Source organism: Saccharothrix sp. NRRL B-16314 (assembly GCF_000716595.1).
Taxonomy (GTDB): domain Bacteria; phylum Actinomycetota; class Actinomycetes; order Mycobacteriales; family Pseudonocardiaceae; genus Actinosynnema.
Genome location: NZ_JNXC01000025.1, coordinates 53,469 through 78,176, shown reverse-complemented (window position 1 = coordinate 78,176; position 24,708 = coordinate 53,469). Strand labels below are relative to the sequence as shown.

Annotated in this window: 23 protein-coding genes; 17 read left to right on the top strand and 6 right to left on the bottom strand. The window is 68.9% G+C overall.

Annotation, left to right across the window (positions count from 1 at the left end; translation table 11 throughout):
* The first annotated feature begins 399 nt into the window (after positions 1–399).
* The 7 genes from OQ02_RS29330 (at position 400) to OQ02_RS29300 (ending at position 6,505) form a co-directional block, all read left to right on the top strand.
* On the top strand, positions 400–1,875 hold the full coding sequence (locus OQ02_RS29330; RefSeq protein ID WP_231500290.1) for an RICIN domain-containing protein: 1,476 nt from the start codon (positions 400–402) through the stop codon (positions 1,873–1,875).
* A gap of 35 nt (positions 1,876–1,910) precedes the next feature.
* Positions 1,911–3,191, top strand: coding sequence for an RICIN domain-containing protein (locus OQ02_RS29325; protein WP_081916023.1), 1,281 nt, complete (start codon positions 1,911–1,913; stop codon positions 3,189–3,191).
* A 607-nt stretch (positions 3,192–3,798) separates the two neighbouring features.
* Entirely contained in the window at positions 3,799–4,278 is a 480-nt protein-coding gene (locus OQ02_RS29320; protein ID WP_051772933.1) for a YbaB/EbfC family nucleoid-associated protein, read from the top strand.
* A gap of 3 nt (positions 4,279–4,281) precedes the next feature.
* Positions 4,282–4,596, top strand: coding sequence for a type VII secretion target (locus tag OQ02_RS29315; protein WP_051772932.1), 315 nt, complete (start codon positions 4,282–4,284; stop codon positions 4,594–4,596).
* Positions 4,593–5,294: a WXG100 family type VII secretion target gene (locus tag OQ02_RS29310; protein WP_033441851.1), complete on the top strand. Its 702-nt coding sequence runs from the start codon at positions 4,593–4,595 to the stop codon at positions 5,292–5,294. Before OQ02_RS29315 ends, OQ02_RS29310 begins: the two co-directional genes overlap by 4 nt.
* Positions 5,295–5,301: 7 nt before the next feature.
* Positions 5,302–5,964, top strand: a complete 663-nt coding sequence (locus OQ02_RS42865) for a hypothetical protein (protein ID WP_051772931.1) — start codon at positions 5,302–5,304, stop codon at positions 5,962–5,964.
* Between the two features lie 22 nt (positions 5,965–5,986).
* Positions 5,987–6,505, top strand: coding sequence for a hypothetical protein (locus OQ02_RS29300; RefSeq protein ID WP_033441850.1), 519 nt, complete (start codon positions 5,987–5,989; stop codon positions 6,503–6,505).
* Positions 6,506–7,137: 632 nt separating this feature from the next.
* Here the strand turns inward: OQ02_RS29300 and OQ02_RS29295 are convergent.
* Both OQ02_RS29295 and OQ02_RS41415 read right to left on the bottom strand, forming a co-directional pair.
* A complete protein-coding gene (locus OQ02_RS29295; RefSeq protein ID WP_051772930.1) occupies positions 7,138–8,352 on the bottom strand; it encodes an ROK family protein in 1,215 nt (404 codons plus the stop codon).
* Positions 8,337–9,371, bottom strand: coding sequence for an ABC transporter substrate-binding protein (locus tag OQ02_RS41415; protein WP_231500289.1), 1,035 nt, complete (start codon positions 9,369–9,371; stop codon positions 8,337–8,339). Before OQ02_RS41415 ends, OQ02_RS29295 begins: the two co-directional genes overlap by 16 nt.
* A gap of 232 nt (positions 9,372–9,603) precedes the next feature.
* On the opposite strand from OQ02_RS41415, the gene OQ02_RS29285 reads away from it, so the two are divergent.
* Together OQ02_RS29285 and OQ02_RS29280 are read left to right on the top strand one after the other, a co-directional pair.
* Positions 9,604–12,084 carry a glycoside hydrolase family 2 protein gene (locus OQ02_RS29285; protein WP_051772928.1) on the top strand — a complete coding sequence of 827 codons (2,481 nt, stop codon included), beginning with the start codon at positions 9,604–9,606 and terminating at the stop codon, positions 12,082–12,084.
* Between the two features lie 406 nt (positions 12,085–12,490).
* Positions 12,491–13,933, top strand: a complete 1,443-nt coding sequence (locus OQ02_RS29280) for a cellulase family glycosylhydrolase (protein WP_231500288.1) — start codon at positions 12,491–12,493, stop codon at positions 13,931–13,933.
* Between the two features lie 245 nt (positions 13,934–14,178).
* On the opposite strand, the gene OQ02_RS29275 is transcribed toward OQ02_RS29280, so the two are convergent.
* Complete coding sequence (locus OQ02_RS29275; protein WP_033441848.1) at positions 14,179–14,784, bottom strand: helix-turn-helix domain-containing protein; 606 nt, start codon at positions 14,782–14,784, stop codon at positions 14,179–14,181.
* An 86-nt stretch (positions 14,785–14,870) separates the two neighbouring features.
* On the opposite strand from OQ02_RS29275, the gene OQ02_RS29270 reads away from it, so the two are divergent.
* The 7 genes from OQ02_RS29270 (at position 14,871) to OQ02_RS29240 (ending at position 21,163) form a co-directional block, all read left to right on the top strand.
* A complete protein-coding gene (locus OQ02_RS29270) occupies positions 14,871–15,497 on the top strand; it encodes a class I SAM-dependent methyltransferase (protein WP_033441847.1) in 627 nt (208 codons plus the stop codon).
* Between the two features lie 40 nt (positions 15,498–15,537).
* A complete protein-coding gene (locus OQ02_RS29265; RefSeq protein WP_033441882.1) occupies positions 15,538–16,029 on the top strand; it encodes a DinB family protein in 492 nt (163 codons plus the stop codon).
* 31 nt (positions 16,030–16,060) lie between these two features.
* Positions 16,061–17,092, top strand: coding sequence for an alpha/beta fold hydrolase (locus OQ02_RS29260; RefSeq protein ID WP_033441846.1), 1,032 nt, complete (start codon positions 16,061–16,063; stop codon positions 17,090–17,092).
* A 548-nt stretch (positions 17,093–17,640) separates the two neighbouring features.
* Positions 17,641–18,375, top strand: coding sequence for an SDR family NAD(P)-dependent oxidoreductase (locus OQ02_RS29255; protein ID WP_033441845.1), 735 nt, complete (start codon positions 17,641–17,643; stop codon positions 18,373–18,375).
* A gap of 121 nt (positions 18,376–18,496) precedes the next feature.
* Positions 18,497–18,886 carry an HPF/RaiA family ribosome-associated protein gene (locus OQ02_RS29250; RefSeq protein ID WP_033441844.1) on the top strand — a complete coding sequence of 130 codons (390 nt, stop codon included), beginning with the start codon at positions 18,497–18,499 and terminating at the stop codon, positions 18,884–18,886.
* A 326-nt stretch (positions 18,887–19,212) separates the two neighbouring features.
* Positions 19,213–20,571 (top strand): alpha/beta hydrolase family protein, encoded by a 1,359-nt coding sequence (locus OQ02_RS29245; RefSeq protein ID WP_051772926.1) that lies wholly within the window; start codon positions 19,213–19,215, stop codon positions 20,569–20,571.
* A gap of 175 nt (positions 20,572–20,746) precedes the next feature.
* A complete protein-coding gene (locus tag OQ02_RS29240) occupies positions 20,747–21,163 on the top strand; it encodes a hypothetical protein (RefSeq protein WP_033441843.1) in 417 nt (138 codons plus the stop codon).
* Between the two features lie 124 nt (positions 21,164–21,287).
* Here OQ02_RS29240 and OQ02_RS29235 read toward each other — a convergent pair whose 3' ends face one another.
* A complete protein-coding gene (locus tag OQ02_RS29235) occupies positions 21,288–22,946 on the bottom strand; it encodes a glycoside hydrolase family 27 protein (RefSeq protein WP_033441842.1) in 1,659 nt (552 codons plus the stop codon).
* A gap of 563 nt (positions 22,947–23,509) precedes the next feature.
* Between OQ02_RS29235 and OQ02_RS44225 the strand changes: the two genes are divergently transcribed.
* Complete coding sequence (locus tag OQ02_RS44225; RefSeq protein WP_033441841.1) at positions 23,510–23,821, top strand: hypothetical protein; 312 nt, start codon at positions 23,510–23,512, stop codon at positions 23,819–23,821.
* Here OQ02_RS44225 and OQ02_RS47265 read toward each other — a convergent pair.
* Both OQ02_RS47265 and OQ02_RS29225 read right to left on the bottom strand, forming a co-directional pair.
* Complete coding sequence (locus OQ02_RS47265; protein WP_442973688.1) at positions 23,731–24,036, bottom strand: IS3 family transposase; 306 nt, start codon at positions 24,034–24,036, stop codon at positions 23,731–23,733. The genes OQ02_RS44225 and OQ02_RS47265 overlap by 91 nt on opposite strands.
* Positions 24,037–24,178: 142 nt before the next feature.
* The gene (locus tag OQ02_RS29225; protein WP_033441840.1) at positions 24,179–24,490 is read right to left on the bottom strand and encodes a transposase; all 312 of its coding nucleotides are present in this window, start codon (positions 24,488–24,490) and stop codon (positions 24,179–24,181) included.
* Positions 24,491–24,708: the final 218 nt, after the last annotated feature.

Here is a 24,708-nt window from a genome sequence, read left to right as displayed (position 1 = left end):
CTCAGCCTCCGGGATCAAGGCGGTCCGCGATGCGTCGCCGCAGGCGGACGCCATCCAGCGGGTTTCCCGGCCGCGAACGACGTGGTTGACAACCGCTCCGAGGCTGTCCTCTCCCATCCACCTGCTCACCACCGCCACCGACAAGATCACCGGTAGGACCGACGCGGGACCGGTCACGGCGGTCATCGACGTCGTATCCGGACGCGGCGACCACTGACCGGGGCAGTGTTTTCGACTACCGGTCCATCTCGTATGGGAGCGGTAGTCGAACGTATTCGACTACCGCTCCCATACGAGATGCCACCGTTGACGACAGGCCGAATTCACCGCAACTCTTTCGCCGGGAAAGCCCTCTCCGCGAAAGGCACGCATATGACATTGCCGTCATGCGGTGCGGTCATGCGATCGGCACTGGTTCTCGTCATGGGCGCGGTCGCCGCGCTCGCGCCGATCGCACCCTCGGCTCAAGCAGCCACCGTCGACACGACCGCCACGTACGTCGTGGTCGCCGGGCACAGCGGCAAGGCCATGCAGGTGCAGTCCACGGCCGATGGTGGCGCGGTGGTGCAGTCGACCAGAACGGACTCGGCCGCGCAACAGTTCCAGTTCGTCGACTCCGGCGGCGGGTACTACCGGCTGAAGTCCCGCCACAGCGGCAAGGTCGTGGACATCGCCTCCGCCTCCACGGCCAACGGCGCGAACGTCGTGCAGTGGACCGACAAGAACGCCACCAACCAGCAGTTCAGCCTGGTCGACACCGACAGCGGCCACGTCGGGATCGTCAACCGCAACAGCGGCAAGGCGTTGGACGTGTGGGAGAGGTCCACCGCCGACGGCGCGCGCGTCTCCCAGTACGACGTCAACGGCGGCGCCAACCAGCGGTGGCTGCTCGTCCGGCTCGGCGCCGTCCCCGGCGACCCCGTGCCGGCCGGTTGCACCGGAACCGGGCCGATCACCTGCCGCTACGACGTGGCGCCGGGCCACTACGACGTGACCGTGCGGCTGGGCAGCTCGTCCCGCGCGGCCTCCACCGGCATCACCACCGAGGCCCGACGCCGGGTGCTCGCCGCAGTCGACACCGTCGCGGGCCAGTTCGCCGAGCGGGTCGTCACCGTCAACGTCCGCAACCCGGAAGGTCAGCCGACGGGTCAGGACGGCACCGGCACGCCGGGGCTGGACCTCGTGTTCGACGGGCGCTCGCCGTCGGTCGTGGCGGTCACGGTCAGGCCGGTCAGGCCACCGGCGTTGTTCCTGGTCGGCGACTCCACCGTGTGCGACCAGAGCTTCGCCCCCTACACCGGCTGGGGCCAGACCCTGCCCGCCCGCCTGCGCGAGGGCCTGTCGGTGGCGAACTACGCCGACTCCGGCGAGAGCTCCGGCTCGGTGCTGTCCAACTCGACGCTGTTCCCCGCTGTGCGGTCGCAGACCCGCGCGGGCGACACGGTCATGATCCAGGTCGGCCACAACGACAAGCAGACCTCGGCCACCGCGTTCCGCGACAACCTCACCCGCATGGTCCGCGACGTGCACGCGGCGGGCGGCACGCCCGTGCTGGTGACGCCGCCGGTCCGCCGGCTGTTCGACTCGTCCGGGCGCCTCACCGCAACCGCCTGGCACGTCAACGGAGTGGGCACCGACCTGCCGAACGAGATGAAGGCCGTCGCGCGGGCGCAGAGCACTCCGCTGATCGACCTGACCACGTTGTCCGCCAACCTGGTCCAGCAACTCGGCGTCACGCCGTCCGAGCAGTTGTTCCTTACCCGCGAGAAGGGCGACAACACGCACTTCTCCGAGTACGGCGCCACCGCGATGTCGAACCTGGTGCTGAACGAGGCCGTCCGGCTGGGCGTCATCCGGTCGACGCAGGTCCGCTGACGTCGCACTTCTGCCGATAACGACATGGAGGACCGATGAGAACATCTCTACGGAACCGGTGCCTGGCCGTCGCGGCGGCCGTCTTCGCCGCCATGGCGGCCGTGGTGGTTCCGGCGCACGCCGCGCCGGCACCCGCGCTCTGCGCCGCACCGCAGGCCGACTCGGGGGCGGGAGCGGCCCTCGCGCCGTTCAAGGTGTGGCTGGCCGGTGACTCGACCATGGCCAACGGCAGCAGCACGTGCCCGGTCGGCTGGGGCCGGGAATTCGACCGGCTGTTCAACGACGACGTCACGGTCGTCAACAACGCCATGGGCGGTCGGAGCATCCAGACCTGGCTCTACGAGACGAACGTCATGAGCACCAAGGACTCCGCCGGCGAGTGCGTCGTCAGCCCGCGCACCTACGCCTCGCGCTGGGCGAACATGCTCTCCACCAACGGCATGCAGTCCGGCGACTGGCTGATCATCCAGTTCGGCATCAACGACGGCGACTCGAACTGCCCGCGCCACGTGGGCACCGCGCGCTACCGCGAGCTGTTGTCCACCATGTCCCGCGAGGCCAAGGCACGCGGTGTGAAGCCCGTCTACGTCACGCCCGTGTCGGCGATCCGCTGCTCCGGTTCGACCGCGGTGGCCACCCGCGGGTTCGTGAACGAGACCATCGCCCAGGCGCAGGTCGACCAGGTCCCGGTCATCGACCTGCACCAGCGCAGCATCGCGCTGTACAACTCGCTGCGCCTGTGCCCGAACAACGGCGACTACAGCCAGGGCGCGGTCGGCGCGTTCTTCTGCAACGACCACACCCACTTCGAGGCGGCCGGCGCGGCCCGCATCGCGGAAGTCGTCGCCGGGGCACTGCGTGACCAAGGCATCGGTCTCGCCTCTTCGCTGCGTTCGACTTCGTCCGCCTACAGCCTGGTCGCGCAGCACAGCGGCAAAGCGGCCGACATCAGCGGAGCGTCCACCGCGGCCGGGGCCCGGCTCGTCCAGTGGGCGCCCAACGCTCGGACCAACCAGCAGTTCGAGTTCATCGACACCGGCGACGGCCACGTCCGCGTCAAGGCCCGGCACAGCGGCCTGGTCCTCCAGGTCTCCGGCAACAGCAACGGGGCCGACATCACCCAGCAGCCCGACACCAACGCCACGAGCCAGCAATGGCGCGTGGTCGACCACGGCGGCGACGTGATCAGCCTCGTCAACCGGCAGTCCGGTCTGGCCATGGACGTGTGGGAGAAGTCGACCGCCGACGGCGCGCGGATCTCCCAGTACACCTACAGCGGTAGCGCCAACCAGCGCTTCAGCCGTCTACGGAGCTGAAGCGCCGGTTGAGGAGTAATTGATGCGGGCGATGACTTCCCGGTCCACCTGGAAGTCATCGCCCGCGCGGAGCGATGACCTTGACGCTGCGGTGACGTCCAAGACCGCGTGGCATGCGCGTATCGGCGAAGGCTCCGTGCGAAGTCCTCGACGTCGCAGTCGTTCGACGGCGTCGACAACGTGGGGACCGGCTTCGAGGTGTCATGTCGGAGGCGGACCTTGCAACGGACTCCGGCGGCAACTTACAGATGGCCAACCACTATCGTAGCTTCAGTGTCGACTAAAAGAAGACACCTCGGCCTGGACGGCCTCGCCCGCTCCCGCACGACCAGCACCACCGACACTGATCCCACCGGACAGGAGGACACCACACCCGCCGCATCCACCACCTGACCGATAACCGGATCACCGGTGACCGCCCGCGTCACACCACGCCCCAGGACTTGACCGTGGTCACGATCCCGAGCGGGATGCCGTCAATGGGTGGAGTGCCACCCCGGCGACGCTCATCCGGCATCCGGCATCCGGGGGACGTTCGTCGGAGTCGGGCTACCAGTCTCATCCAATCGTGCCGGAGAACACGGTCTGTCACCTAGAGTGCAGGCCCATGGACGGGACAATTCTCGACCCGGACGGGGCCCGTGAGCACCTGGCTGCGTGGCAGGGTCGGATCGACAAGATGGCCCAGGACACCCAGGCCATGAGTCAGCGGCTCCAGGATCTGCGGGTGACCGCCAGGGATCCGAATGGGCTGGCCGAGGTGTCGGTCGACTCGACCGGCACGCTCGTCGGGCTGCAGCTGACCGACCGGATCAGCCGGGTGTCACCGGACGTCGTCGCGCGGGCGATCATGGCGACGCTCGGCGAGGCGAGGAACACGCTGGCCGACCGGTCCAAGGAGGTCATCGAGGACACCGTCGGCGTGGAGTCGGTGGCGGCGCGGGCGATCGCGCAGAGCGTCGACCGCCACTTCCGGCGCGCCCCCGTCGAGGACACCGCCCGACCACAGGCGCGCCGCAGCCGGGACGATGACGGTGACGACATCGAGGACAGCGTGTACGACCCGTCCTCCGACTTTCGGCGGTGACGCATGGGATTCAACGTCGACATCCAGCAGTTGCGGACTCACGCGCAGAACGTGCAGGCGGTTCGACAGCGCTTCGACGCCGTGCAGGCGGCGAGCTCCCACATCGCGCAGGACAGCCAGGCGTACGGGCTGTTGTGCGGGTGGATCTCCGGGGTGCTGGAGGGCAGGCACCGCAAGCAGGACGAACTGATCGCCTACGTCGCTGAGAGCCTCGACATCGCCACCAGGGAACTGGAGCTGAGCGCGGACGCCTACGACACCGTGGACAACGGCGAAGCCGACCGGTTCAACCAAATCGGGGTGGTGGGGCTGCCATGAGCGATGGTTCCCTCGTCGCCCCGGTGGAGTCGACCCGCGACCCGTGGACCGGGGCCGGCGTCGCAGACGGGATCGAAGACCTGGTCGACGCCATCAAGAGCGAGGACTGGGTCAGCGGAGCGCTCGCGGGCGCCGGGTTGGCGCTGGAGGCGGGCGCCGCGGTGGTGGACCCGTTCAGCGCATTGCTGTCGAACGGGCTCGGCTGGGCCTTGGAGTACTTCGAACCGTTGCGCGAAGCGCTCGACGAGCTGACCGGTATGCCCGACGTGGTCCGCGCGCACGCCGCGACCTGGACCAACATGGCCACCGAGCTGTACGCCATGTCCGAGGACCTCGGCAGGCACCTGAGCAACGACCTCTCCGAGTGGAGCGGTGGCTCCGCCGACGCCTACCGCTCCCTGATGGTCAACAACGTGAACGCGATCGGCGGGTTGGCCGCGGTCTCGGCCGGCATGGCCGCGGCCACCGAGGGTGCGGGCGGCCTGGTCGAGATGACCCGCGAGATCGTCCGCGACCTGATCGCCGACCTGGTGGCCAGGGTGATCGTGTGGGCCGTCGAGGCGCTGTTCGTGGTGACCATCCCCGTGATCGCGGCACAGATCGTCGCTGCGGTCGTCAAGTGGGCCGGGCGGATCCTCAACTACACGAGTTCGCTGGTGCAGAGCATCAGCAACCTTTCCCTGCTGTTGGACGGATAGGGCCTACATGACTCCACGACCACGGCGACCGGGGGACGGCAACGGTGGCGACGGCCCGACCAGGCAGCCATCCCAACGGTCCGGCGACGTCGACGCGTCGTCCAGCATCTCCACCGCCCAACAGGCCACGGAGGGCATCGCGCAGGCAGGTCGACCAGGCGGCACGTCGGGCAACGGGCAGCCGAACCAGCCTGGGCAGCCCGGCCAACCGGGCGCCGATGAGCGGCCGGGTAGGCCCGAGTGGCTGCAGCGGCAACTCGAGGAAGGCAACGAGTTCAACCGTCGGCGCGAGCCTTACTACGAGGAGCAGGGCGGCGCGAACGAGGTTCACGTCGAGCCGCGGTCGGACAAGGGCCAGTACCCGCGCGTCGACTCCTACGTGCCCGACGAGGAAATCGTCAGCCGGAAGTACACGCAACTGGCGGACGTGCAGGAGAGCACGGCCAAAGGCTATTTGCGGGAACTGGCCAACACGTACGGCCCCGGCACCGTTGTCGCCGACACGCCGACCAATCGCCGTGATCTCGGTGACGAGGCGATCGGGAAGCCGATGAGCGGTGACATGATTTTAGAGGTCCCGGTGCAGCAGAATGGCGTTCCGCCTGCCGTTCTTGCGGAAGCGAAGCGCCTGGGTATCATCATCAGGGACGAGAACGGTCGTACTTACTAATCCGGAACCCGGGCACGGAGACATGGTCAACTACTGCTTCAAGTGGAACTACGCGGACGGCACCCCAGGGGAACCGCTGACCGAGGCCGAGGCGCGGGTCAAGGACGGTGCGGGCGAGGAGTACACGGCGATCATGCCGCCCAGGCCGGGAGCGAAGTCCCCGACCCTGGTCACCCCGGTGTGGAAGACCGGCGTCGTCGTGGTCACCTTTCAGGACGACGCTGGCCGGAAGTCGACCGAGTACACATTCATGAAGAAGACCGATGAAAGTCTTTTCCTGGTTCGCGCCAACATGTGGAACTATCCGAGCGACGAGCCGGGCCTACGGCTTTCGGATTCGTCGTCCAGTGAGACCGTGGACTACCGTGAAGACGGATACGTGAAGCGGGTCGTCAAGAACAAGGCGGAGAATTTCCGGGAAACCGTGGAGTACAACGACGTGCCGGTCCACGCCAACTGGGAGCCGATTCCCTCGTTCGGCGACTACCGCTCGATCGCCCGGTTCGAGCGCGATGAGCGGGTGACCAACAGGATTCCCTAGGGTCGTGCGTCGGTGATGTGCAATTGGTTGTGCCGCGCGAGTTCAGGCGGTAGAAGCATCTGCTTCCAGCGCCGCATGTCGGGCGCGGAGCTGCGCGATGACTCGGCTGGGGGCCGGCGGCGGCGGGCACGTCCAGGGTGTGGCCGATCCTGGTGACCTGGTTCGGGCGACCCGCACGCGTCCGTTGGACGGCGACGAAGTCCGCTTCGCTGACGAGCTGGGTGTGGGTGCGTTGTCGAGACAGCACCCAGCGGTCGGTCGGGTTCCAGCGCGTGACGCGGCGGCGGCGCTCTCCCCGGTGTGGTGGTCGTGGTCGACGCTTTGGCGGTTCCGCACCTGCCAGCCGGTATAGCGCGAGGCGGACAGGACCGACGCCACCGACTGCGCGGTCCACCGCCGGCCGGTGGCCCAACGACCCGTTGCCGTGCGGCAGCGTCACCTCGACGACGCGTGGGTCGACCGGTGTGGTGGCGTTGTGATCCAGGTGGATCGCCCGCCGGTCAGCCCGGTGTGGCGGGACACCGCCGGTCGCGCGGGAGTCCCAGCGTCCTGCGCGCCTGCTCCACCTGCACGTCGTGCCTCGACACCGGGACAGCTCTCCGCCGCATCGTACGAAAGCTGAGCGCGATCGGTCACGGTGTCTCGACCGCGCCGGCGGGCACCGGCCGCGTTCCGTCCTCGGAGCGGCCGTGGCCGAGTATCAGCTCGCTCTGCAGGACGAGGATCGCCCCACCGATCGCCGCCGCGTCCGACCCGTTGACCGAGGGCACCACGCGAACCGGGTGCGCCTTGCGGGCGAACAACCGGCGGTCCAGTTCCTGCTGGATCACCGCCTGGTAGATCGAGCCCGCCACCGCGAAGCTCTGTCCGGCCAGGACGATCGTGTCCAGGTCGAACAGGACCGCCACGGTGACCGCGGCGTGACCGAGGTAGCGCGCCGACCGCTCGACGAGTGCAAGGGCCTCGGGGTCGCCTGCGTTCGCGGCCGCCGCGATCCGCGCGAACTCGGTCAGGAAGTCGTCGGCCGCTGGGTCGAGCGCCAGCCGTCGGGCGAGGTCCGGCATCTCCAACGCCTGCCGGACCAGGGCCGACGGACCGGCGTAGTTCTCCAGGCACCCGACGTTGCCGCACGGGCATTCGTCACCGTTGACGTCGATCGAGATGTGCCCGATCTCCGCGCTGTTCGACGAACTGCCCCGGTACACCTCACCGGCGACGACCACCCCGCCGCCGATTCCGGTGGCCATGTAGAAGCAGCCGTAGGTGCTGTGCGGGCCCACCGCACCCATCCAGTACTCGCCGATCGCGGCCGCCGCGGCGTCGTTGTCGAGCAGCACTGGCAGGCCCAGGCTCTCCGCGAGGCGTGGCGCGACCGGGTAGTCGTACCACTCCTCGGTGGGCTGTGGTGTCAACAGCACACCCGTGCTCCGATCCTGCGGACCGTAGGTGACCAGGCCGACCCCGAGCACTTTCTCGCGGTCGACGCCGGCCGTCGTCAGCAGGGCGTCCACCCGCGACGCCACCAGCGGCAGCGCCTGCTCCGGCGGCATCGACGACACGCCGTGGAACGAGGTCCGCGCCACCGGTCGTCCGGCCAGGTCGACGACCACGATGACGCAGGCGTTCCGCTCGAGCTGCACCCCCACGCCGTAGCGGGCCGGCGGGTTGAGCTGCACCATCGTGCGCGGCTTGCCGCCCGTCGGCGCACCACGACCGGCCTCGACGACCAGCCCGTCGCCCAGCAGCTCGCGCACCACCTCGGAGATCGTCGCGCCGGTGAGACCGGTCGCTGTCGCGAGCTCCACCCGGCTGATCGAGCGCGCCGCTCTGATCACGTCCAGGACCACGCCTCGCGTCCTCGGCCGGCTTGCTGCCCAGACCGGGCTCCTCGCCACGATTCCCTCCTTTGCCGCCCCTTTCGCAAGGCTACTTCACTTAGTCTTTCCCTGGCCCGCCAGGCCACCCACCGTTGCCTGGTTCGGGTGCCACCATCCAGCGCGTTCGCTTTCAACGGAAACCTAAAGAAGCGTCGACCGTGCCGTCGTCCGGCGGTGGCCTGGATCTCGTTCGTGACGAACCAGTCGAAGTGGACGGTGCCGCTCGACGCGTACGTGGCGATATCCGTCCGGTGAAGCCTCCGGCGACCTCGGTGGCGGTGATGTAGTCGGTCCAGCCGGCGACGGTGCTCAGCGTCAGCGACACCGGTTCGCCGTTCTTGAGTCGGGTTCGCCTTGAACGTGAACGCCTGCGGCTTGAACTCGTCCAGCAGGTACGGGCCGGTGCCGACCGGGTCCTTCACCACGGCGACAGCCGGGTCGGCGATGTCCTTCCACTTGTGCTCCGGCACGACGTAGGTCCTGCCGAGGATCGCCGGACCGTCCAGGAAGGACGGTTGGTAGAATCTGACGATCACGTGCGTGTCGTCGACCGCCTCGGCCCGCCCGGCGTAGCCGGTGGTGTTCATGGCCTGGTGCTTGGCGATCATGTCGAGGGTGAACACGACGTCGGCGGCGGTGAATTGCTCGCCGTCGGAGCAGGTCACGCAGTCCTGAAGGGTGATGGACAGCTGCGTGCCGTCGGCGTTCCAGGCGAACTCGGCGCCCAGTTCCGGCGTCGGTTCGGCGTCGCGCAGGACGTTGTGGAAGAACAGTGGCTCGAAGATCGTGCCCGCTCCGCCGATGCTGGTCGGCGCGAACGGGTTGAAGTTGATCTGGTAGTCACCGGACTGGCCGGTGTTAGTCCACCAAGGTGGAACCCTCGGCCCCGGCCGGTGCGCCCGACGGCCCGCACCCCGCGGCCACGACCGCCGCAGCGAGCAGGGCGGTCGCGGCCGCACCCGCGCGCTTCGTCTTCCCGACCTCGTCACGACGTCTTCCTTGACGTGCGGTCCGCGGGACGCGTCACGAGCCCCCCGCCCTGCGCCCGGTCATTATTAGGGTCTCTAAGTAAGTCGTCAATGGGCACAGTTCGCCGCCCAGCGAGCGGCGACTCAGCAGGTCCGCCGAGCGCAACTCGCAGGTGTTGACTTACTTCACATACCTGAGTAACCATCTCGTTGCGCTTCGCTCCTGCGTCGACCAACGAGGAAGAGAGCTGCCGTGACGCGCTTGGACCTGCACGACTGCTGGCGGCTGCGCGCCGTGGGAGGGCCGGTGCCTGCCGACCTCGTTGGCCGGGACGTGCCCGCGCGGGTCCCCGGCAGCACCCACCTCGACCTGATGGCCGCCGACCTCATCCCCGACCCGTACGCGGACCGCAACGAGGCGGAGCTGACCTGGATGCACCGGGTCGACTGGCAGTACTCGACCACGTTCCGGGCGGAGGCGGCGCGGGCCGGTGAACGGGTGGAGTTGGTCTTCGACGGCATCGACACCGTCGCCACCGTCGAGCTGAACGGCACTGTGCTCGGCCACACCGCCAACATGCACCGCGGCTACCGCTTCGACGTCGGGGGATCGCTGCACGACGGCGACAACGACCTGACGGTGACGTTGTGGTCCGCGCTCGTCCAGGCCGAGCGGGCGGAGGCCGGGCTCGGCCGGCGCCGGCGGGCCTACCCGCACCCGTACAACGCGATCCGCAAGATGGCCTGCTCGTTCGGCTGGGACTGGGGACCGGACCTGCAGACCGCCGGCCTGTGGAAACCGGTGCGGCTGGAACGCTGGGACACCGCGCGTCTGGCCTCGGTGCGCCCGCTCGTCACCGTCGATGCCGACGGCACCGGTCGCGTCGACGTGCACCTGGCGCTGAACCGCGCTGCGGATCGCGAGCACACCGTGTTGGTCACGGTCGGCGAGCACACGGAATCGTTGGCGGTCACCGGCGACACCGCGCACATCACCGGGCTCGTGCCGGACGTCCGGTTGTGGTGGCCGGTGGGCTACGGCGACCAGCCGCTCTACGACCTGACCGTCGCGCTGCTGACCGACGGCCGGCAGGTGGACGCCGTGCGCCGCCGGATAGGGTTCCGCACCGTCACCGTGGACACCGAACCGGACGAGCACGGCACCCCGTTCACCTTCGTCGTCAACGGCAAGCGCGTCTTCGCCAAAGGCGCCAACTGGATCCCCGACGATCACTTCCTCACCCGGGTCACCCCCGAGCGGCTCGCCCGCCGGGTCGGCCAGGCCGTCGAGGCGAACATGAACATGCTGCGGGTCTGGGGCGGCGGCATCTACGAGACCGACGACTTCTACGACGCCTGCGACGAACGCGGCGTGATGGTGTGGCAGGACTTCCCGTTCGCGTGCGCCTTCTACGCCGAGGACGAGCCGCTGCGCGGGGAGGTCGAGGCGGAGGCGCGGGAGAACATCACCCGCCTGGTCGCCCACCCGTCGCTCGTGCTGTGGAACGGGAACAACGAGAACCTCCCCGCCTACACGGACTGGGAGGGGTGGAGGGAAAGCCTGGACGGTCGGACCTGGGGCGGCGGCTACTACCACGACCTGCTCCCCAAGATCGTCGAAGAGCTCGACCCCACCCGCCCGTACGCGCCCGGCAGCCCGTACAGCCCCGGGGACCTGCCGCCCAACGACGCCCACCACGGCACCCGTCACGACTGGGACGTCTGGAACTTCCTGGACTACACCCACTACCGAGACCACGTCCCCCGGTTCTGCGCCGAGTTCGGCTTCCAGGGGCCACCCACCTGGACCACCCTCACCCGGTGGATCCACGACCAGTCGCTGACGTCCACCTCACCCGCCTTCCTGCCCCACCAGAAGGCCGTCAACGGCAACGAAAACCTCGAACGCGGCCTTGCGCCCCACCTGCCGGTCCCCACCGACTTCGAGCAGTGGCACTGGGCGACTCAGCTCAACCAGGCCCGCGCGGTGGCCCTCGGCGTCGAGCACTACCGCTCCTGGTGGCCGCGCACCGCCGGGGCCCTGGTCTGGCAGCTCAACGACTGTTGGCCGGCCATTTCCTGGGCCGCCATCGACAGCGAAGAACGCGCCAAACCGCTCTACTACGCACTCAAGCACGCCTTCGCCTCACGCCTGCTGACCGTTCAGCCCCGCGACGGGAGGCCGACGCTCGTCTCGGTCAACGACCACGACGAGCCCTGGGCAGGTGCGGTGCACGTGACCCGGCAGGACTTCGCCGGCGAGGTGCTGGCCACCGCGGTGCTGCCGCTCAGCGTGCCGCCTCGCTCCACCGTGCTGTCGGGCCTGCCCGACGATCTCATCGAACCCGCCGACCCGAGGCGTGAGGTGCTGGTCGCCACCGTCGACGACATCCGCACCGACCACCTGTTCGGCGAAGACCTCGACCTCGACTACCACCCCGAACCGTTCACGGCCGACGTCACGCCCGTGACCGGCGGATACCGCGTCGACGTCCGGGCCACCTCCTACGTCCGCGACCTCGCCCTGCTCGCCGACAAGGTCGCCGCCGACGCGGTCGTCGACAACATGCTCGTCTCGCTCACTGCCGGAGAAACGCACCACTTCCTCGTCCGCACCTCGGAGAGATTGCGCGAACCGACGGCCCTGCTGCACCCACGGGTACTCGGCTGCGTCAACACGTTGACCTCGGGAGGCTCGTCGACCACGCGCCCGATCAGCTCGCCCGACCATTAGGATCGCCCGCTCGATTGGGACCGGACTCCGGAGTCGAAAAAACCGATGATGTGATTCGGTCACAACTCCGGAATTTGGTGACCGATTTTCAAGAATGCTCGGCAAGAACTCTCGTGGTGCTACCGCGTTCAAGGTCTTCACGTTTTGCGCCATCATCGCTATGGTTGCTCTGGGAGCGTTCCCGGGATTGTGGGACTACCCATCCCCGGAGCGGCCCGTCTCCACTTCACCGGGTCCTCTCGACTGCCGGACCGAATCGTGGGCGCGGCAGCGGGCCGGACGTCATTCGCACAAGGGAGTGCCGATGTTGGGAAGAGTCAGGAAACGTCGTACCGCGTTCGCCGCGTTGGGTGCCGCGGTGTCCGTCGCGAGCACGGCCTTATTGGCCGCAGCGGGTGGGTCGTGGGTGGGTGATGCGAATGCGGCGGCTGCGTTCGCGTGCCGGGTCGACTACTCGACCAACGACTGGGGCAGTGGGTTCGGCGCCAACGTGACCGTCGCCAACCTCGGTTCGTCGGCGGTCAGCGGCTGGACGCTGACTTACACCTACGCCGGGGACCAGACCCTGCGGCACGGCTGGAGCGGCAACTGGTCGCAGTCGGTCAAGCAGGTCACCGTGGCCAACGCGAGTTGGAACGGCACCATCCCGGCGGGGGGCAGCGTCTCGGCGGGGGCGACCTTCTCCTACAGCGGCACCAACGCCAAGCCGACGGACTTCGCCGTCAACGGTGCCGCGTGCACCGGCGTCGACCCGACGACGACCACCACCACCACCACGACCACCACCACGACGACGACGAGCACTCCGCCGGTCGACGGGCCGGCGCCGGAGCTGCGCGTGTCCGGGAACAAGCTGGTCACCGCGGCCGGCATGCCGTACCGGCTGCTGGGCGTGAATCGCTCCACTGCCGAGTTCGCCTGCGTGCAGGGCAAGGGCATGTGGGACAACGGTCCGGTGGACCAGGCGTCGGTGGACGCGATGAAGACCTGGAACATCCACGCGGTGCGGGTGCCGTTGAACGAGGAGTGCTGGCTGGGCGTCCACGGCTCGCCCAGCGGCCCCGCCTACCAGCAGGCCGTCAAGGACTACGTGGACCTGCTGGTGGCCAACGGCATCAACGTGATCCTGGACCTGCACTGGACCTGGGGTGCCTACACGAACAGCCCGGACTGGCACTGCAAGGACGAGCACGCGGTGTGCCAGAAGCCGATGACCGACGCGAAGTACTCCCCGCAGTTCTGGACCGGTGTGGCGAACACGTTCAAGGGCAACGACGCGGTCGTGTTCGACCTGTTCAACGAGCCGTACCCGGAGATGGCCGCGAACTGGGACACGACCCTGGGCTGGCAGTGCTGGCGCGACGGCGGCACCTGCACGGGTATCCCCTACGAGGTCGCCGGCATGCAGGACCTGGTCGACGCGGTGCGATCCACCGGTGCGACCAACGTGCTGATGCTGGGCGGCTTGGAGTGGGCCAACAACATGCGCGAGTGGCTGAAGTACAAGCCGACCGACCCGCTGAACAACATCGCCGCCTCCTGGCACGCCTACAGCTTCAACGCCTGCGCCACCGAGACCTGTTGGGACACCCACATCGCCCCGCTCGCCCAGCAGGTGCCGATCGTGCTCGGCGAGTTCGGTCAGGACGACTGCGGCTTCGACTACATGCAGCGGCTGGCGGACTGGGCCGACGCCCACAACGTCGGCTACCTCCCGTGGACCTGGACCCCGTGGGGCTGCAGCACGGGCGCGGTGCTCATCAAGGACTGGAACGGCACGCCCGAGCCCGGCATCGGCGAGGGCTACAAGGCCCACCTGCTCACCCAGGACCCCTATTCGACCCGCTGACCGATCACCCGGACAGCCCTGCCCGCACGTCAAGCCGCCCCGGCCGCCGGTCCGAACACGATCCGGCCGGGGCGGCTCCACCGGCGGGCCACTCCGCCGACCTACTGATCGGTACGGGCCTCGTAGTGGTTTGCGCCGCCCGCTGCATCAAACGGACATGCCGTCCCAAAAGTAGATCGGATGCCGCTCCAAGCGGAGATTTCGTCGTCGGTCAGTCGTCGGTCAATGGTTCCTCCTTGCTGAGCTCACCGCTGACTTCCGCCGTGAGACGCTCGGTGGGGGTCGGTGTGAATGTGTGTGCGCATCCCTTGCGGGTCAAACAGAATGAGTAGCTCGACCGCGCAGCCGTCGGCGCTGCCCAGCCAGTGCGGCGAGGACGTGTCGAACTCGGCTGCCTCACCGGGTGGCAGTGTCAGGTCGCGCTCGCCGAGGACCAGCCGCAGGTGTCCGTTGAGCACGTACAGCCACTCGAAGCCATCGTGGGTCTGCGGGGTCGGTTCGGGCGGTTCGGGCTGTGCGGGGATGATCATTTTGAACGCCTGTACCCCTCCCGGCCGCCGGGACAGGGGTACGAAGGTCATCCCGAACCGGCGGATCGGCGTGAGGTGGATGCGGGGGTCGCCGGTGCGCGGGGCGCCGACGAGGTCGTCCAGCGGAACGTTGTAGGTGCGGGCCAAGGGCAGCAGAAGGTCCAGGGTCGCGCGGCGCTGACCGCTTTCCAGGCGGGACAGGGTGCTCTCCGACACGCCGGTCGTCGTCGCGAGGTCGGCGAGGGTGATGCCGCGGTGACGACGAAGCGCGCGAAGTCGCGGCCCCACCCCGTCGAGCACCTCGTCTGTTTCCCGGTTCATCAGACCATCTTGCCGGAACCGCAAGATTCCGTGCCGGCTCGGTGCGCGCCTGTGAGACTCGGCGCATACAGGCGAAAGGAGTCCTGATGAGCGCTGCTGACGCGGTCACGTTCTGGGACGAAGTGCATGTGTCTCGACCGGCAGCCACCGGCCCGCGACCGAATGCCCGGCTCACCGAGACGGTCGCCGGTCTGCCACTCGGCGATGCCCTGGATCTCGGATGCGGCGACGGTGGCGACGCGCTGTGGCTCGCGGGCCAAGGGTGGCAGGTCACGGCCGTCGACATCTCGGCAGTGGCGGTCGAGCGGCTCGCGGCCCTCGCCCGCGTCCGCGGCCTCGGCGACCGGGTCGCCGCGGTGCGTCACGACCTGCACACGTCGTTCCCATTCGGCGAATTCGACCTGATCTGCGCCCACTACCTCCACACTCCGTTTGACCTGGACAGAGTGACCCTCCTGCGGTCAGCCGCGCACGCTTTGCGCCCAGGCGGGCGGCTGCTGGTCGTCGACCACGGCTCGACCGCGCCGTGGTCGTGGAACCAAGATCCCGACATCCGGTACCCGAGCCCCCGGGAGATCGCCGCGGGCATCGCCTTGGACGCGGCGACGTGGGCGGTCGAGCGGGCCGACACGCCCCGCAGGATCGCGACCGGACCAGGCGGGCAGACCGCCGAGGTCACCGACCACGTCCTGGTCGTCCACCGCACCGCCTGAGCGGCGGTCAGGGCCGCCCGAGCACATGAGGGAGACCGCCATGCCCACGAGAACACACCGCCGTGACACTCCGCCGCCCAAGACCGGCAGCAGCGAGACCGAGGTCCTGCGCGCATTCCTCGACTACCTCCGCGCGTCGATCGCCGTGAAGGTCGACGGCGCACCTGAACCGCGGGTCCGGACGGCCGCGGTGCCGTCCGGCACCAACTTGCTCGGCCTGCTGAACCATCTGACCTTCGTCGAGCGCGCGATCTTCCTCGGTGACGAGGTCACCGACTGGCAGGCGACGTTCCAAGCCGCACCGGCGGACAGCGTCGCCGACGTGGTGGCCCGCTACCGGGAGACCGTCGAACGTGCCAACGAGGTGCTCGACGGCTGCACCGATCTCGCCGCGCCGGTCCCTCGACCGCAGCCGGGGCGTCCCGCTCCCAGCGTCCGCTGGGCGCTGGCCCACACGATCGAGGAGACCGGCCGGCACGCGGGCCACGCTGACATCCTCCGTGAGCTGGTAGACGGTGCTACCGGCCGCTGACCCCACCAGCTCCTCCGCAGGACAGGAACACATGATCACCGCAACCCGGTCTTCGGCACGTCGCTTCCACCGATCCGCGCGCACGGCGGCGACCCTCGCGCTCACCCTCATGCTCACGATCGGCGCTGCGGCGGCGTGCTCCGCACCGACCGCCGGCGACGTCGCGCCCTACGCCGTCGCCACCCAGGACGACCCGGCGTTCCAGGGCACCTTCCGGCACGAGTTCGCCGATGTCGACGGCGTCCGCATGCACTACGTGACCGGCGGCAGCGGCACACCGGTGGTACTGATCCACGGCTGGCCCCAGACCTGGTACGGCTGGTGGCCGATCATGCCGGCACTCGCCGAACACCACACTGTCTACGCGGTCGACCTTCCCGGATTGGGCGACAGCACCGGTTCACCGACCGGCTACGACAAAGCCACCCTGGCGCGGTACCTGCACACCCTCATCGTCGACCGACTCAAGGTGCGGGACGCCGCCGTCGTTGGACACGACTTCGGTGCTGCGGTGGCGTTTCAGTACGCCAGCCAGTTCCCTGGGGATACAGCTCGCCTCGGCTACCTCGACCTGCCGCTACCCGGGCCCGCGGTCGACGCGGCCACGTACCGAACACTGAGCTGGCACATCGCCTTCCACTCCCAGCGACAGGTTCCCGAGGCGGTCGTGGGCGACGATGTCCGCGAGTACCTGGCACTGTTCTACCCCCAGGTCTCGTTCGGCGGAACGGCGTTCGGCGGCACCTCGGATCGGTCCCCGTTCACCGACACCGAGATCGACGAGTACACACGGACCTACAGTCGGCCTGCGGTCCTGTCGGGAGGCTTCGAGCTCTACCGCGCCCTCGACAAGGACGTCCACGACACCGTGGCAGCGGCACCGGCACGTGTCCCGACCCTGCTCATGGCCGCCCAGGGGCAACTCGACGCGATCCGGTCCACAGTGGTTTCTCGCATGACCAACATCGTGCGTGCGGTGGACGTGCCACACGCCGGGCACTGGCTCATGGAAGAGAACCCCCGGTTCGTCACGGCGGAGCTGGTTCGCTTCCTTGACGGATGACCACGCCACGGCTGCGCGGGACGCCGAACAGCGATTCCCGGGTCAGCCCCGCCAGTCGCGAAGCGGCCCGGAGGCCGGCTGAGGGGTGTCGCACCATGCCTGGCAGCACGCGGCTGTTCCCGTCGACCACCGGACCCGCCCCGGGATTCGGACCTCCTGCTCGTCGATCTTGAGCCCCGCAACGACCCGGAACGGCGCCCGGCGCGGGCCGCAGCCGGTGGAGGGACCGTCTCGGGCAGCCGGTTCTGCTTCATGGACCGGAACGTGCCCTGGGGCGGTGACAGACCGGCCCGCGGCCCGGTCCGCAACCACAACGCCTGACTGCGGTCGGAGGCATAGGCAAGAAACTCCCAGACCTGGCAGTTCAGCGGTCGGAGCGCCACGCCTGGCGAGCATGCCTCGACGGCTCATCGTGCGCGATCACCACAGTTCAACGCCCCGGTACGGAGTCCTGGAACTCAACACGCTGATCCGTCGCGGGGCTTGAGAACAGGGCTCGGTGCGGCATACGTTGTTCGCCTTTCATCGAACTGCGAGGGAGCACACCCGTGGAACTGCGCAACCAGGTCGCGCTCGTCACCGGCGCTACCGCCGGGATCGGCCACGAGACCGCGAAGGTGTTCGCCCGCGAGGGCGCGAGTGTGATCGTCCACGGCCGGGACGCCGTGCGCGGCGCGGACGTCGTCGCCGAGATCGAGGCGGACGGCGGGACCGCGCGGTTCGTCCGAGCTGACCTGTCCACCGCGGAGGGCGTGCGGGAGCTCGTCTCGGCGGCGGGCGAGGTGGACGTGCTGGTGAACAACGCGGGCATCTACCCGTTCGCGTCGACCGCCGAGCAGACCCGCGAGGGCTTCGAGGAGTTACTCGCGGTCAACGTCCTCGCGCCGTTCCACCTCACCGCGGCGTTGGCGCCCGCCATGGTGGCCAAGGGCGCAGGCGCGATCGTGAACGTCTCGACCGTCGCCGCCGTTACACCGGTCTACAACGCCGCCGCCTACGGCGCGACGAAAGCCGCCCTGGAGTCCCTGACCCGCAACTGGGCCGTGGAGTTCGGCATGAGCGGCGTGCGGGTCAACTCCGTCGCGCCGGGTGGGGTGACCACCGAGACCGTGATGAACCTGTTCGGGGACGCGGTCCACGACAACGCCGCCACCACCACGGCACTGCGGCGCATGAGCGAGCCGAGGGAGATCGCCGAGGTGATCCTCTTCCTCGCCTCGCCGCGGTCCAGCTACGTCACGGGTGCACTCCTGCTGGCCGACGGCGGGTACACGATCGTCTAGCAGGACTTCGTCAGGTCGAGTGATGGGGTGTGGCGGTGGCGGGATCTCCTATGGCTGCGTTTGAACCGACCGCTCCCGTGGTACCGGTCAAGATCATTGCTGTTGTGCTGCGGAGGTGCAAATGCAGATCCAGGTCAACACCGACCACAACATCAGAGGTGGCGAAGGACTGGCCACCTTCGTCACCACCGACCTGGAGAGTGGTCTGTCCCGGTTCAGCGGCTGGTTGACGCGGGTTGAGGTGCACCTCAGCGAGGACGGGGGCAGCAAGCCCGAGGACAAGAAGTGCGTCATCGAGGCGCGGCCGGGGGGCAAGCAGCCGGTGGCGGTCACCCACCACGCGACCACTGTGGACGAGGCGTACGCGGGAGCGGCGCTCAAGTTGGGAAGGGTGTTGGATTCCCGTTACTCCCGCGCCCACGACCACAAGGGCAGCGACAGCATCCGTCACATGCCCGCTCCGGAAGACCCGGAGCAGGTCGGCGCGATCGAGGACGAGCCCAGGGGCTGATCAAGGCGACATGACGTTGTAGGCAGCATCGGTCGAACCTCCGGTCGGGTTTGCCCGGCCGGAGCCGACGCTGTGCTTGCCGGAAGTGTCGTCCGTGCAAGTCAGGTCGCATGCCGATAGTCGTCGAGGAGCTGCGGCAATCGGCCTGCGCGCCATCCACTAACGCAACATTGCGCAACTCATCACGGAGCCGGTTGTCATTGACCGTCGTTGCCGCAGCAGAACATCATGAGTCTGCTCGTGGTGGTGCGTGCCGGGTGAGGCGCGAATCGGCCGCACGGCGGTTCGCGGGTGATGCCGGCCTTCAGGCGGGACTGGAGATTCAGATGTCCGCAGTGCGCAAACTCGGTGTCGTGCTGGCAGCCGCGTCGGTGCTGGCGGCCGGTGCGCCTGCCGCGGTCGCCGCGCCACCGGACGCAACGCCGTGCCTGGGAACGGCGGCTTGCGCGTCCGGGCAGCTCCCCGACGGCACCCCGTACCAGTTCGTCAAGCCGAACCGGTGGAACGGCGTGGTGCTGGTGGACATGGACTTCGCCGACGGTGGGCTCACCGCGCCGCTGACCGCGGGTCTCGTCCAGCGCGGCTACGCCGTGGGCGGCACGACCAGGGCTGTCACCGGGTGGCGCATCGCCCAGGCGATCGACAACCAGGCCGCCGCGCTCGGGCGGTTCGAGGCGGCGTTCGGGCGCGCGCGGTGGGCGGTCGCCGAAGGCCGCTCGATGGGCGGGTTCGTGGCCGCGGGCGCCGCGCAGGTCCACCCCGACCTGTTCGACGCCGCCGTACCGTTCTGCGGCGGTCTCGGTGGTTCGGTGGGGCAGTGGAACCAGAAGCTCGATACCGTGTTCGCGCTGAAGGCGTTGCTGTTCGACGACAGCGCCTTGCCCGTGACCGGGATTCCCGCTGACGTCGCCGGTGCGCGTCAGCAGTGGATCTCGGCCCTCGCCGGAGCGCAGTCCACGGAGGAGGGGCGGGCGCGCATCGCGCTCGCCTCCGCGATCGGTCAACTCCCGGGCTGGGGGCTCACGGCGGACGGCACCGCGCCGCCGGTGCCGGCGTGGTGGGACGCGACGGGCATCGAGAACGGCATGTACCAGGCGTTGGCCGGAGGTCCGCTGCCCTACATCGGACAGGCGATGAGCAGCAGGCGCGCCATCGAGCAGATGTCCGGCGGGAACCCCTCGTGGAACACGGGGGTCGACTACGGCCGGCAACTCGCGTCGGCCGAACCCGGTCAGCAGCTCGCCGTCGTGCGGCTGTACGCCCGTGCCGGGTTGGACCTGCGGGCGGATCTCGGGCGGTTGGCGGCGGCTCCCCGCGTCGCCGCCGACCCCGCTGCGGTGTCGCAACTGTCCAGGGGAATCGTGTTCACGGGCGACGTGCGCGTGCCGGTCCTCACGGTCAGCGGGCTCGGCGACCAGATCTCCACCCTGGCGCAGCAGCAGTCCTACGAGGCGCTGGCCCACCGCGAGGGCAACGGCCGGTTCGTGCGTCAGACGTACGTGCGGACAGCGGGGCACTGCACGTTCACCGTCGACGAGCAGGTCGCCGCGATCGACCGGATGTGGCAGCGGTTGCGGACGGGTGTCTGGCCCGACCTCTCGCCTCGCACCATGAACGGGCTTGCGGGCGATGGCCGTTACCTCGACTACGTCCCGCCCGTGTTCAACCGACCGTTCGCGGGCTGACGAACACCCGTCGACCACGTCGACGAACATCGGATCGCGTGGTGGTGCCGCGTTCTCGAGGTCCATCGCGGTGATCCCGTCGGGGAGCCGGGTCGGCAGGTCGTGGGTGCCGTACCTTCGGTGGTGGGTGTCGGGGCACGGCTGCGGCGGACCTGCCGCAATGGGAGGTGTTGGCATGATCGCTGCCGTCGCGGGTGTGTGCGTTTTCCTGTTCCTGGCGGTCGCCGTTCTCGTCCGCCTGCGTGGCCGGTGGGCGGTTCCCGGGACGATCGGCCGGGCGCTGCGATGGACCGGGGTCGCGGCGACGGTCGGGGTCGGCGTCGCGTTGCTTCCGGGGTTGTCCGCCGAGGGAGGGAGCGCCGCGGCGTACCTGCTCGGGGTGCCGCTGGTCGCCGCGGCGGCAGTGGTGGTCTCGGACCTCGCCGGCCGTGCCGTCGCGTTCGTCACGACGGTCGTGGCACTGGTGATGGGGGCGTGGGGGCTGGTGCTCGGCCTCGGGCTCGGTTTCTACTTCGTGGTGCCCGCCCTGGTGTTCGGGATCGCGGCGCTGACCTCGGTGCGACCGCGCGGCCTGACAACGCCGAGCGCCTGATCCCCGGGTTCTCGCCGGTCGTGCCCGGGTGGGGGCCGACCAAGTGGGTCCCAGCCGCTGACTGCGCCACGGAGGTTGGTCCGGTCGGCGGCGACCGCGGGGTTCGCGGTCGCCGCCGAGGGGATCAGGTGCGGGTCCACCTCTGGTTGGTGCCGCCGTGGCAGTCCCAGATGATGACCTTCGTCCCGTTGGCGGTGGCGCCGCCGTTGACGTCCAGGCACTTGCCCGACGCCACCGCCGTCACGCTGCCGTCGGAGTTGAGGCGGAACTGCTGGTTGGTCTGGCCGTTGCAGTCCCACAACGTCACGGCGGTGCCGTTGGCGGTGCCCAGGTTGTAGACGTCCAGGCACTTCGTGCCGTCGTAGGCGCGCAGCTCACCGGCCGCGGTCGTGGTGAAGCGCTGGTTGGTCTGGCTGTTGCAGTCCCAGATCTGGGCCAGGGCGCCGTTGGTCGGCGTGCTGCCGGGGATGTCCAGGCAACGGCCGGAGCTCTGGCTCACCAACGAGAACGACGTGGGCGCGGGGCCCCCGCCGCCGCTGACGACGTACACCGTCGTGCCGTGCGCCGGGACGCTGGCCGAGATGGTGCCGGACGTGGTGGTCGTGCCGTTGGTCCACGCGTCGCGCAGCGTGAACGAGCTGCCCGACAGGCCGATCGCGCTCGCCGTGGTCGAGACGGTGGTCGTGCCGCCGCCCTGGTTGAACAGGGCGACCGCGACGTTGCCGTTGGACAGGCGCTTGGCCAGGACGCGTCGGGTGCCGTCGTTGGAGATCTGCACGGCCTGCACCCCGAGCGGGTCCTGGTTGATGGCGATGAGGTTGGCGTTCTTCAGGATCGCCTGCGTGGCGGCGTCCATGTTGCGCAGGTCGTTGCCCGCGATGAGGGGCGAGGCCATGACGGCCCACAGGGCGAAGTGGCTGCGCATCTCGGTGTCGTTCATGCCGCCGCGGCCGACTTCCATCATGTCCGGGTCGTTGAACCCGCCGGGCTTGGCGTAGGACGCCAGGGGCACGGTGACGTTGACGATGTTCTGGACGCCCATCGGGTAGCCGTTGGTCTGCCCGGTGTCCCACTTGTTGGTGATGTCCTCGGTGGTGCGCCACATGTTCGCCACGTCGCCCCAGTTGCGCCGGGGCCCGGTCTTGTCGTGGATGCTGTTGGAGTTGATGCTGTAGACGATCGGGCGGTTGGTGGCGCGCAGCGCGTCGCGCATCTTGGCGAACGTGCGCACCTGGTCGTCGATCGTGCCGCTGGGCGAGCACCAGTCGTACTTGAGGAAGTCCACGCCCCACGCGGCGAACTGGCGGGCGTCCTGCTCCTCGTGGCCCAGCGCCCCGGTCGAACCGGGGTAGGAGTTGAAGTACTGGGCGCACGTCTCGGCCAGCGGCGCCTGGTAGATGCCGAACTTCAACCCCCGGGCGTGGATGTAGTCGCCGAGCGCCTTCATGCCGCTGGGGAACCGGCCCGGGTCGCCTTGGAGGTTGCCCGCCGAGTCCCGGTTCGGGTTCATCCAGCAGTCGTCCACCACGACGTACTCGTAGCCCGCGTCACGCATGCCGGAGTTGACCATCGCATCGGTCATCTGCCTGATCAACGTCTCGTTGATGTTGCAGCCGAACGTGTTCCACGAGTTCCACCCCATCGGTGGTGTCCGTGCCACACCGTTCTCCAACGCCTGCGCGGACGACGTGTGCAGTATCGCCGTCAACGCGGACAGCAGCAGCACGCCTGCCGCTAACAGCGTTGCGGCCCTGCGAGGACGGGGAAGTCGTGTTGCGGTCACCCTGATCTCACTCCTCGGTGCGTACGACGTTCCGGCTGCCATCCGTGCTGCCGCACGGCCGGGCACAGCGCTACCCGTTGCTCCGGAATTCCGGGTTCGACACATCCGCCGGCGGGCTTGACGTGGCGGCTTCCGTCAGCGGCGCAGGCTTCGATGGAGACAGTGTGGCATCCATTGTTCACGCTCACAAGACAGTCTCTGCGGAGGAGGTGTACGGCAATGCGGGTGAATCGCCGTTCGGGATGGAGGCGTCTTGAGGACCGCGACATCGCTGTCAGGTGAGCTTTGGTTAGCGCTAACATTTAGCACGACGCTGGTGCCGGTCGGCCGTGGAACGCCCGTCGGCCGGCAACGGTCGGTGCGTCCGCCGCCGGGATGTCACCGGGGGAGTCGGCCGTGCGGTTGTCGAGCAGGTGGAATCTCCGCCAGAGGCTCCGACCGTAAAGATCACTGCGCGGATCAAAAGTGATTCCTTGGGCTTCTGTTTGCGCAGAACTTCGCCCGGGCGTCGGCCGAAGTGCTCATGGAAGGCGGCGTGCCCGCCGCCGCCGTGCGGTTGCTCAGTGGAGGATGACCTGGTGGACGACGCGGCGCTCGCGGACGTAGTCGAGCGGCTGACCGTGCCGCTGCGGATGGGTGACGGCCTCGACGAAACCGCGCTCGCTGAGTTGAGCACACTGTTGACCGGGCTGGCCGACTCATGGCGGGGGAGGGCGGACGTGCCGAAGCGGGCGGCTGCTCTGCTCACGGAGCTGTACCCCGCTCTGGTCGGTACCGCCGGCCTCTACTCCGACGACGAGGCACACCGGACCGAGGGGGCGGCTGAGCACCTCCTCGACCTGACCTTGACCTGCCTCGGCTCAGACGCGGACTGACGACCGCACACCCTGCGGCTGGACCGCCGGTGAACGACGATGTTCTTGCCGAAATGCCATTTAGGTCCCGCTGTCCTCAAGCTGGTTGCGGCCCCCACGGCGTTGCCGACACGTTCGTCTCGCTCGACCCGCTTGCGCGACACGCGGATGCCTCGACGCTGCAGGACCTGGTGCACCCGCGGGCTGCCGTAGGTGCCGCCGGAGGCGGTGTGGATGTCGGTGATCTCGCCGGTGATCGCCCGGTCGTCGCGCTCACGGCGGGACGGGTCGGCCTGCCGGAGTAGGTGGACGAGGCGACACCGAGGACCTGGAGGACGAACTCGACCCTGAAGCGGTCGCGAAGCTGCTCGACGAGCTTCACGACCGTCGCCGGGTCGGGTCGGGTTCCGCCGCGAAAAACGCGGACGCGGTCTTGAGGATCTCGTTGGCCCGCTTGAGTTCCGCGTTCTCCCTGCGAAGGCGGCGCAGCTCCTCCGACTCGGTCGCAGTGGGCCTGTCACCACATTTCCCGCGGCCGGCCTCGTCCTGCCGGATCCAGTTCCGCAACGCCTCGCGATGCACGCCCAGCTGCTCGGCCAGACGCCGGATCACCGGCTTGGGGTCCGACTCCCGGTACAAGCGGACAGCGCGAGCCCGCAACTCGTCGGGGTACTTCTTCGGTGGTGCCACGGACGACTCCTTCAGGCCCTACCGGACCATGTCTGGAAAGTCCCCGGGCTACAGGGGGAAGCTCAAGTAGACTTCCTCACCGGAGGGGTGCTTCTCGAACGCGTGAATTCCGACCTCGGCGATCAGAATTCGCCCCGGGTCATGAGAGCGCCTTCCCATTCGTGACACGAGTCAGCCACCACGCCCGCACGAAAGCCTCGGGCTGGACCTGCCAAGGC

Excerpts from the sequence above, each read along its gene's own strand:
- OQ02_RS29275 (WP_033441848.1), bottom strand. The coding sequence starts at position 14,784 with ATGAACCGGGAAACAGACGAGGTGCTCGACGGGGTGGGGCCGCGACTT.
- OQ02_RS29330 (WP_231500290.1), top strand. The coding sequence starts at position 400 with ATGCGATCGGCACTGGTTCTCGTCATGGGCGCGGTCGCCGCGCTCGCG.
- OQ02_RS29265 (WP_033441882.1), top strand. The coding sequence starts at position 15,538 with ATGCCCACGAGAACACACCGCCGTGACACTCCGCCGCCCAAGACCGGC.
- OQ02_RS29325 (WP_081916023.1), top strand. The coding sequence starts at position 1,911 with ATGAGAACATCTCTACGGAACCGGTGCCTGGCCGTCGCGGCGGCCGTC.
- OQ02_RS29250 (WP_033441844.1), top strand. The coding sequence starts at position 18,497 with ATGCAGATCCAGGTCAACACCGACCACAACATCAGAGGTGGCGAAGGA.
- OQ02_RS29245 (WP_051772926.1), top strand. The coding sequence starts at position 19,213 with ATGTCCGCAGTGCGCAAACTCGGTGTCGTGCTGGCAGCCGCGTCGGTG.
- OQ02_RS42865 (WP_051772931.1), top strand. The coding sequence starts at position 5,302 with ATGACTCCACGACCACGGCGACCGGGGGACGGCAACGGTGGCGACGGC.
- OQ02_RS29320 (WP_051772933.1), top strand. The coding sequence starts at position 3,799 with ATGGACGGGACAATTCTCGACCCGGACGGGGCCCGTGAGCACCTGGCT.
- OQ02_RS29310 (WP_033441851.1), top strand. The coding sequence starts at position 4,593 with ATGAGCGATGGTTCCCTCGTCGCCCCGGTGGAGTCGACCCGCGACCCG.
- OQ02_RS29300 (WP_033441850.1), top strand. The coding sequence starts at position 5,987 with ATGGTCAACTACTGCTTCAAGTGGAACTACGCGGACGGCACCCCAGGG.
- OQ02_RS29240 (WP_033441843.1), top strand. The coding sequence starts at position 20,747 with ATGATCGCTGCCGTCGCGGGTGTGTGCGTTTTCCTGTTCCTGGCGGTC.
- OQ02_RS29270 (WP_033441847.1), top strand. The coding sequence starts at position 14,871 with ATGAGCGCTGCTGACGCGGTCACGTTCTGGGACGAAGTGCATGTGTCT.
- OQ02_RS29260 (WP_033441846.1), top strand. The coding sequence starts at position 16,061 with ATGATCACCGCAACCCGGTCTTCGGCACGTCGCTTCCACCGATCCGCG.
- OQ02_RS29315 (WP_051772932.1), top strand. The coding sequence starts at position 4,282 with ATGGGATTCAACGTCGACATCCAGCAGTTGCGGACTCACGCGCAGAAC.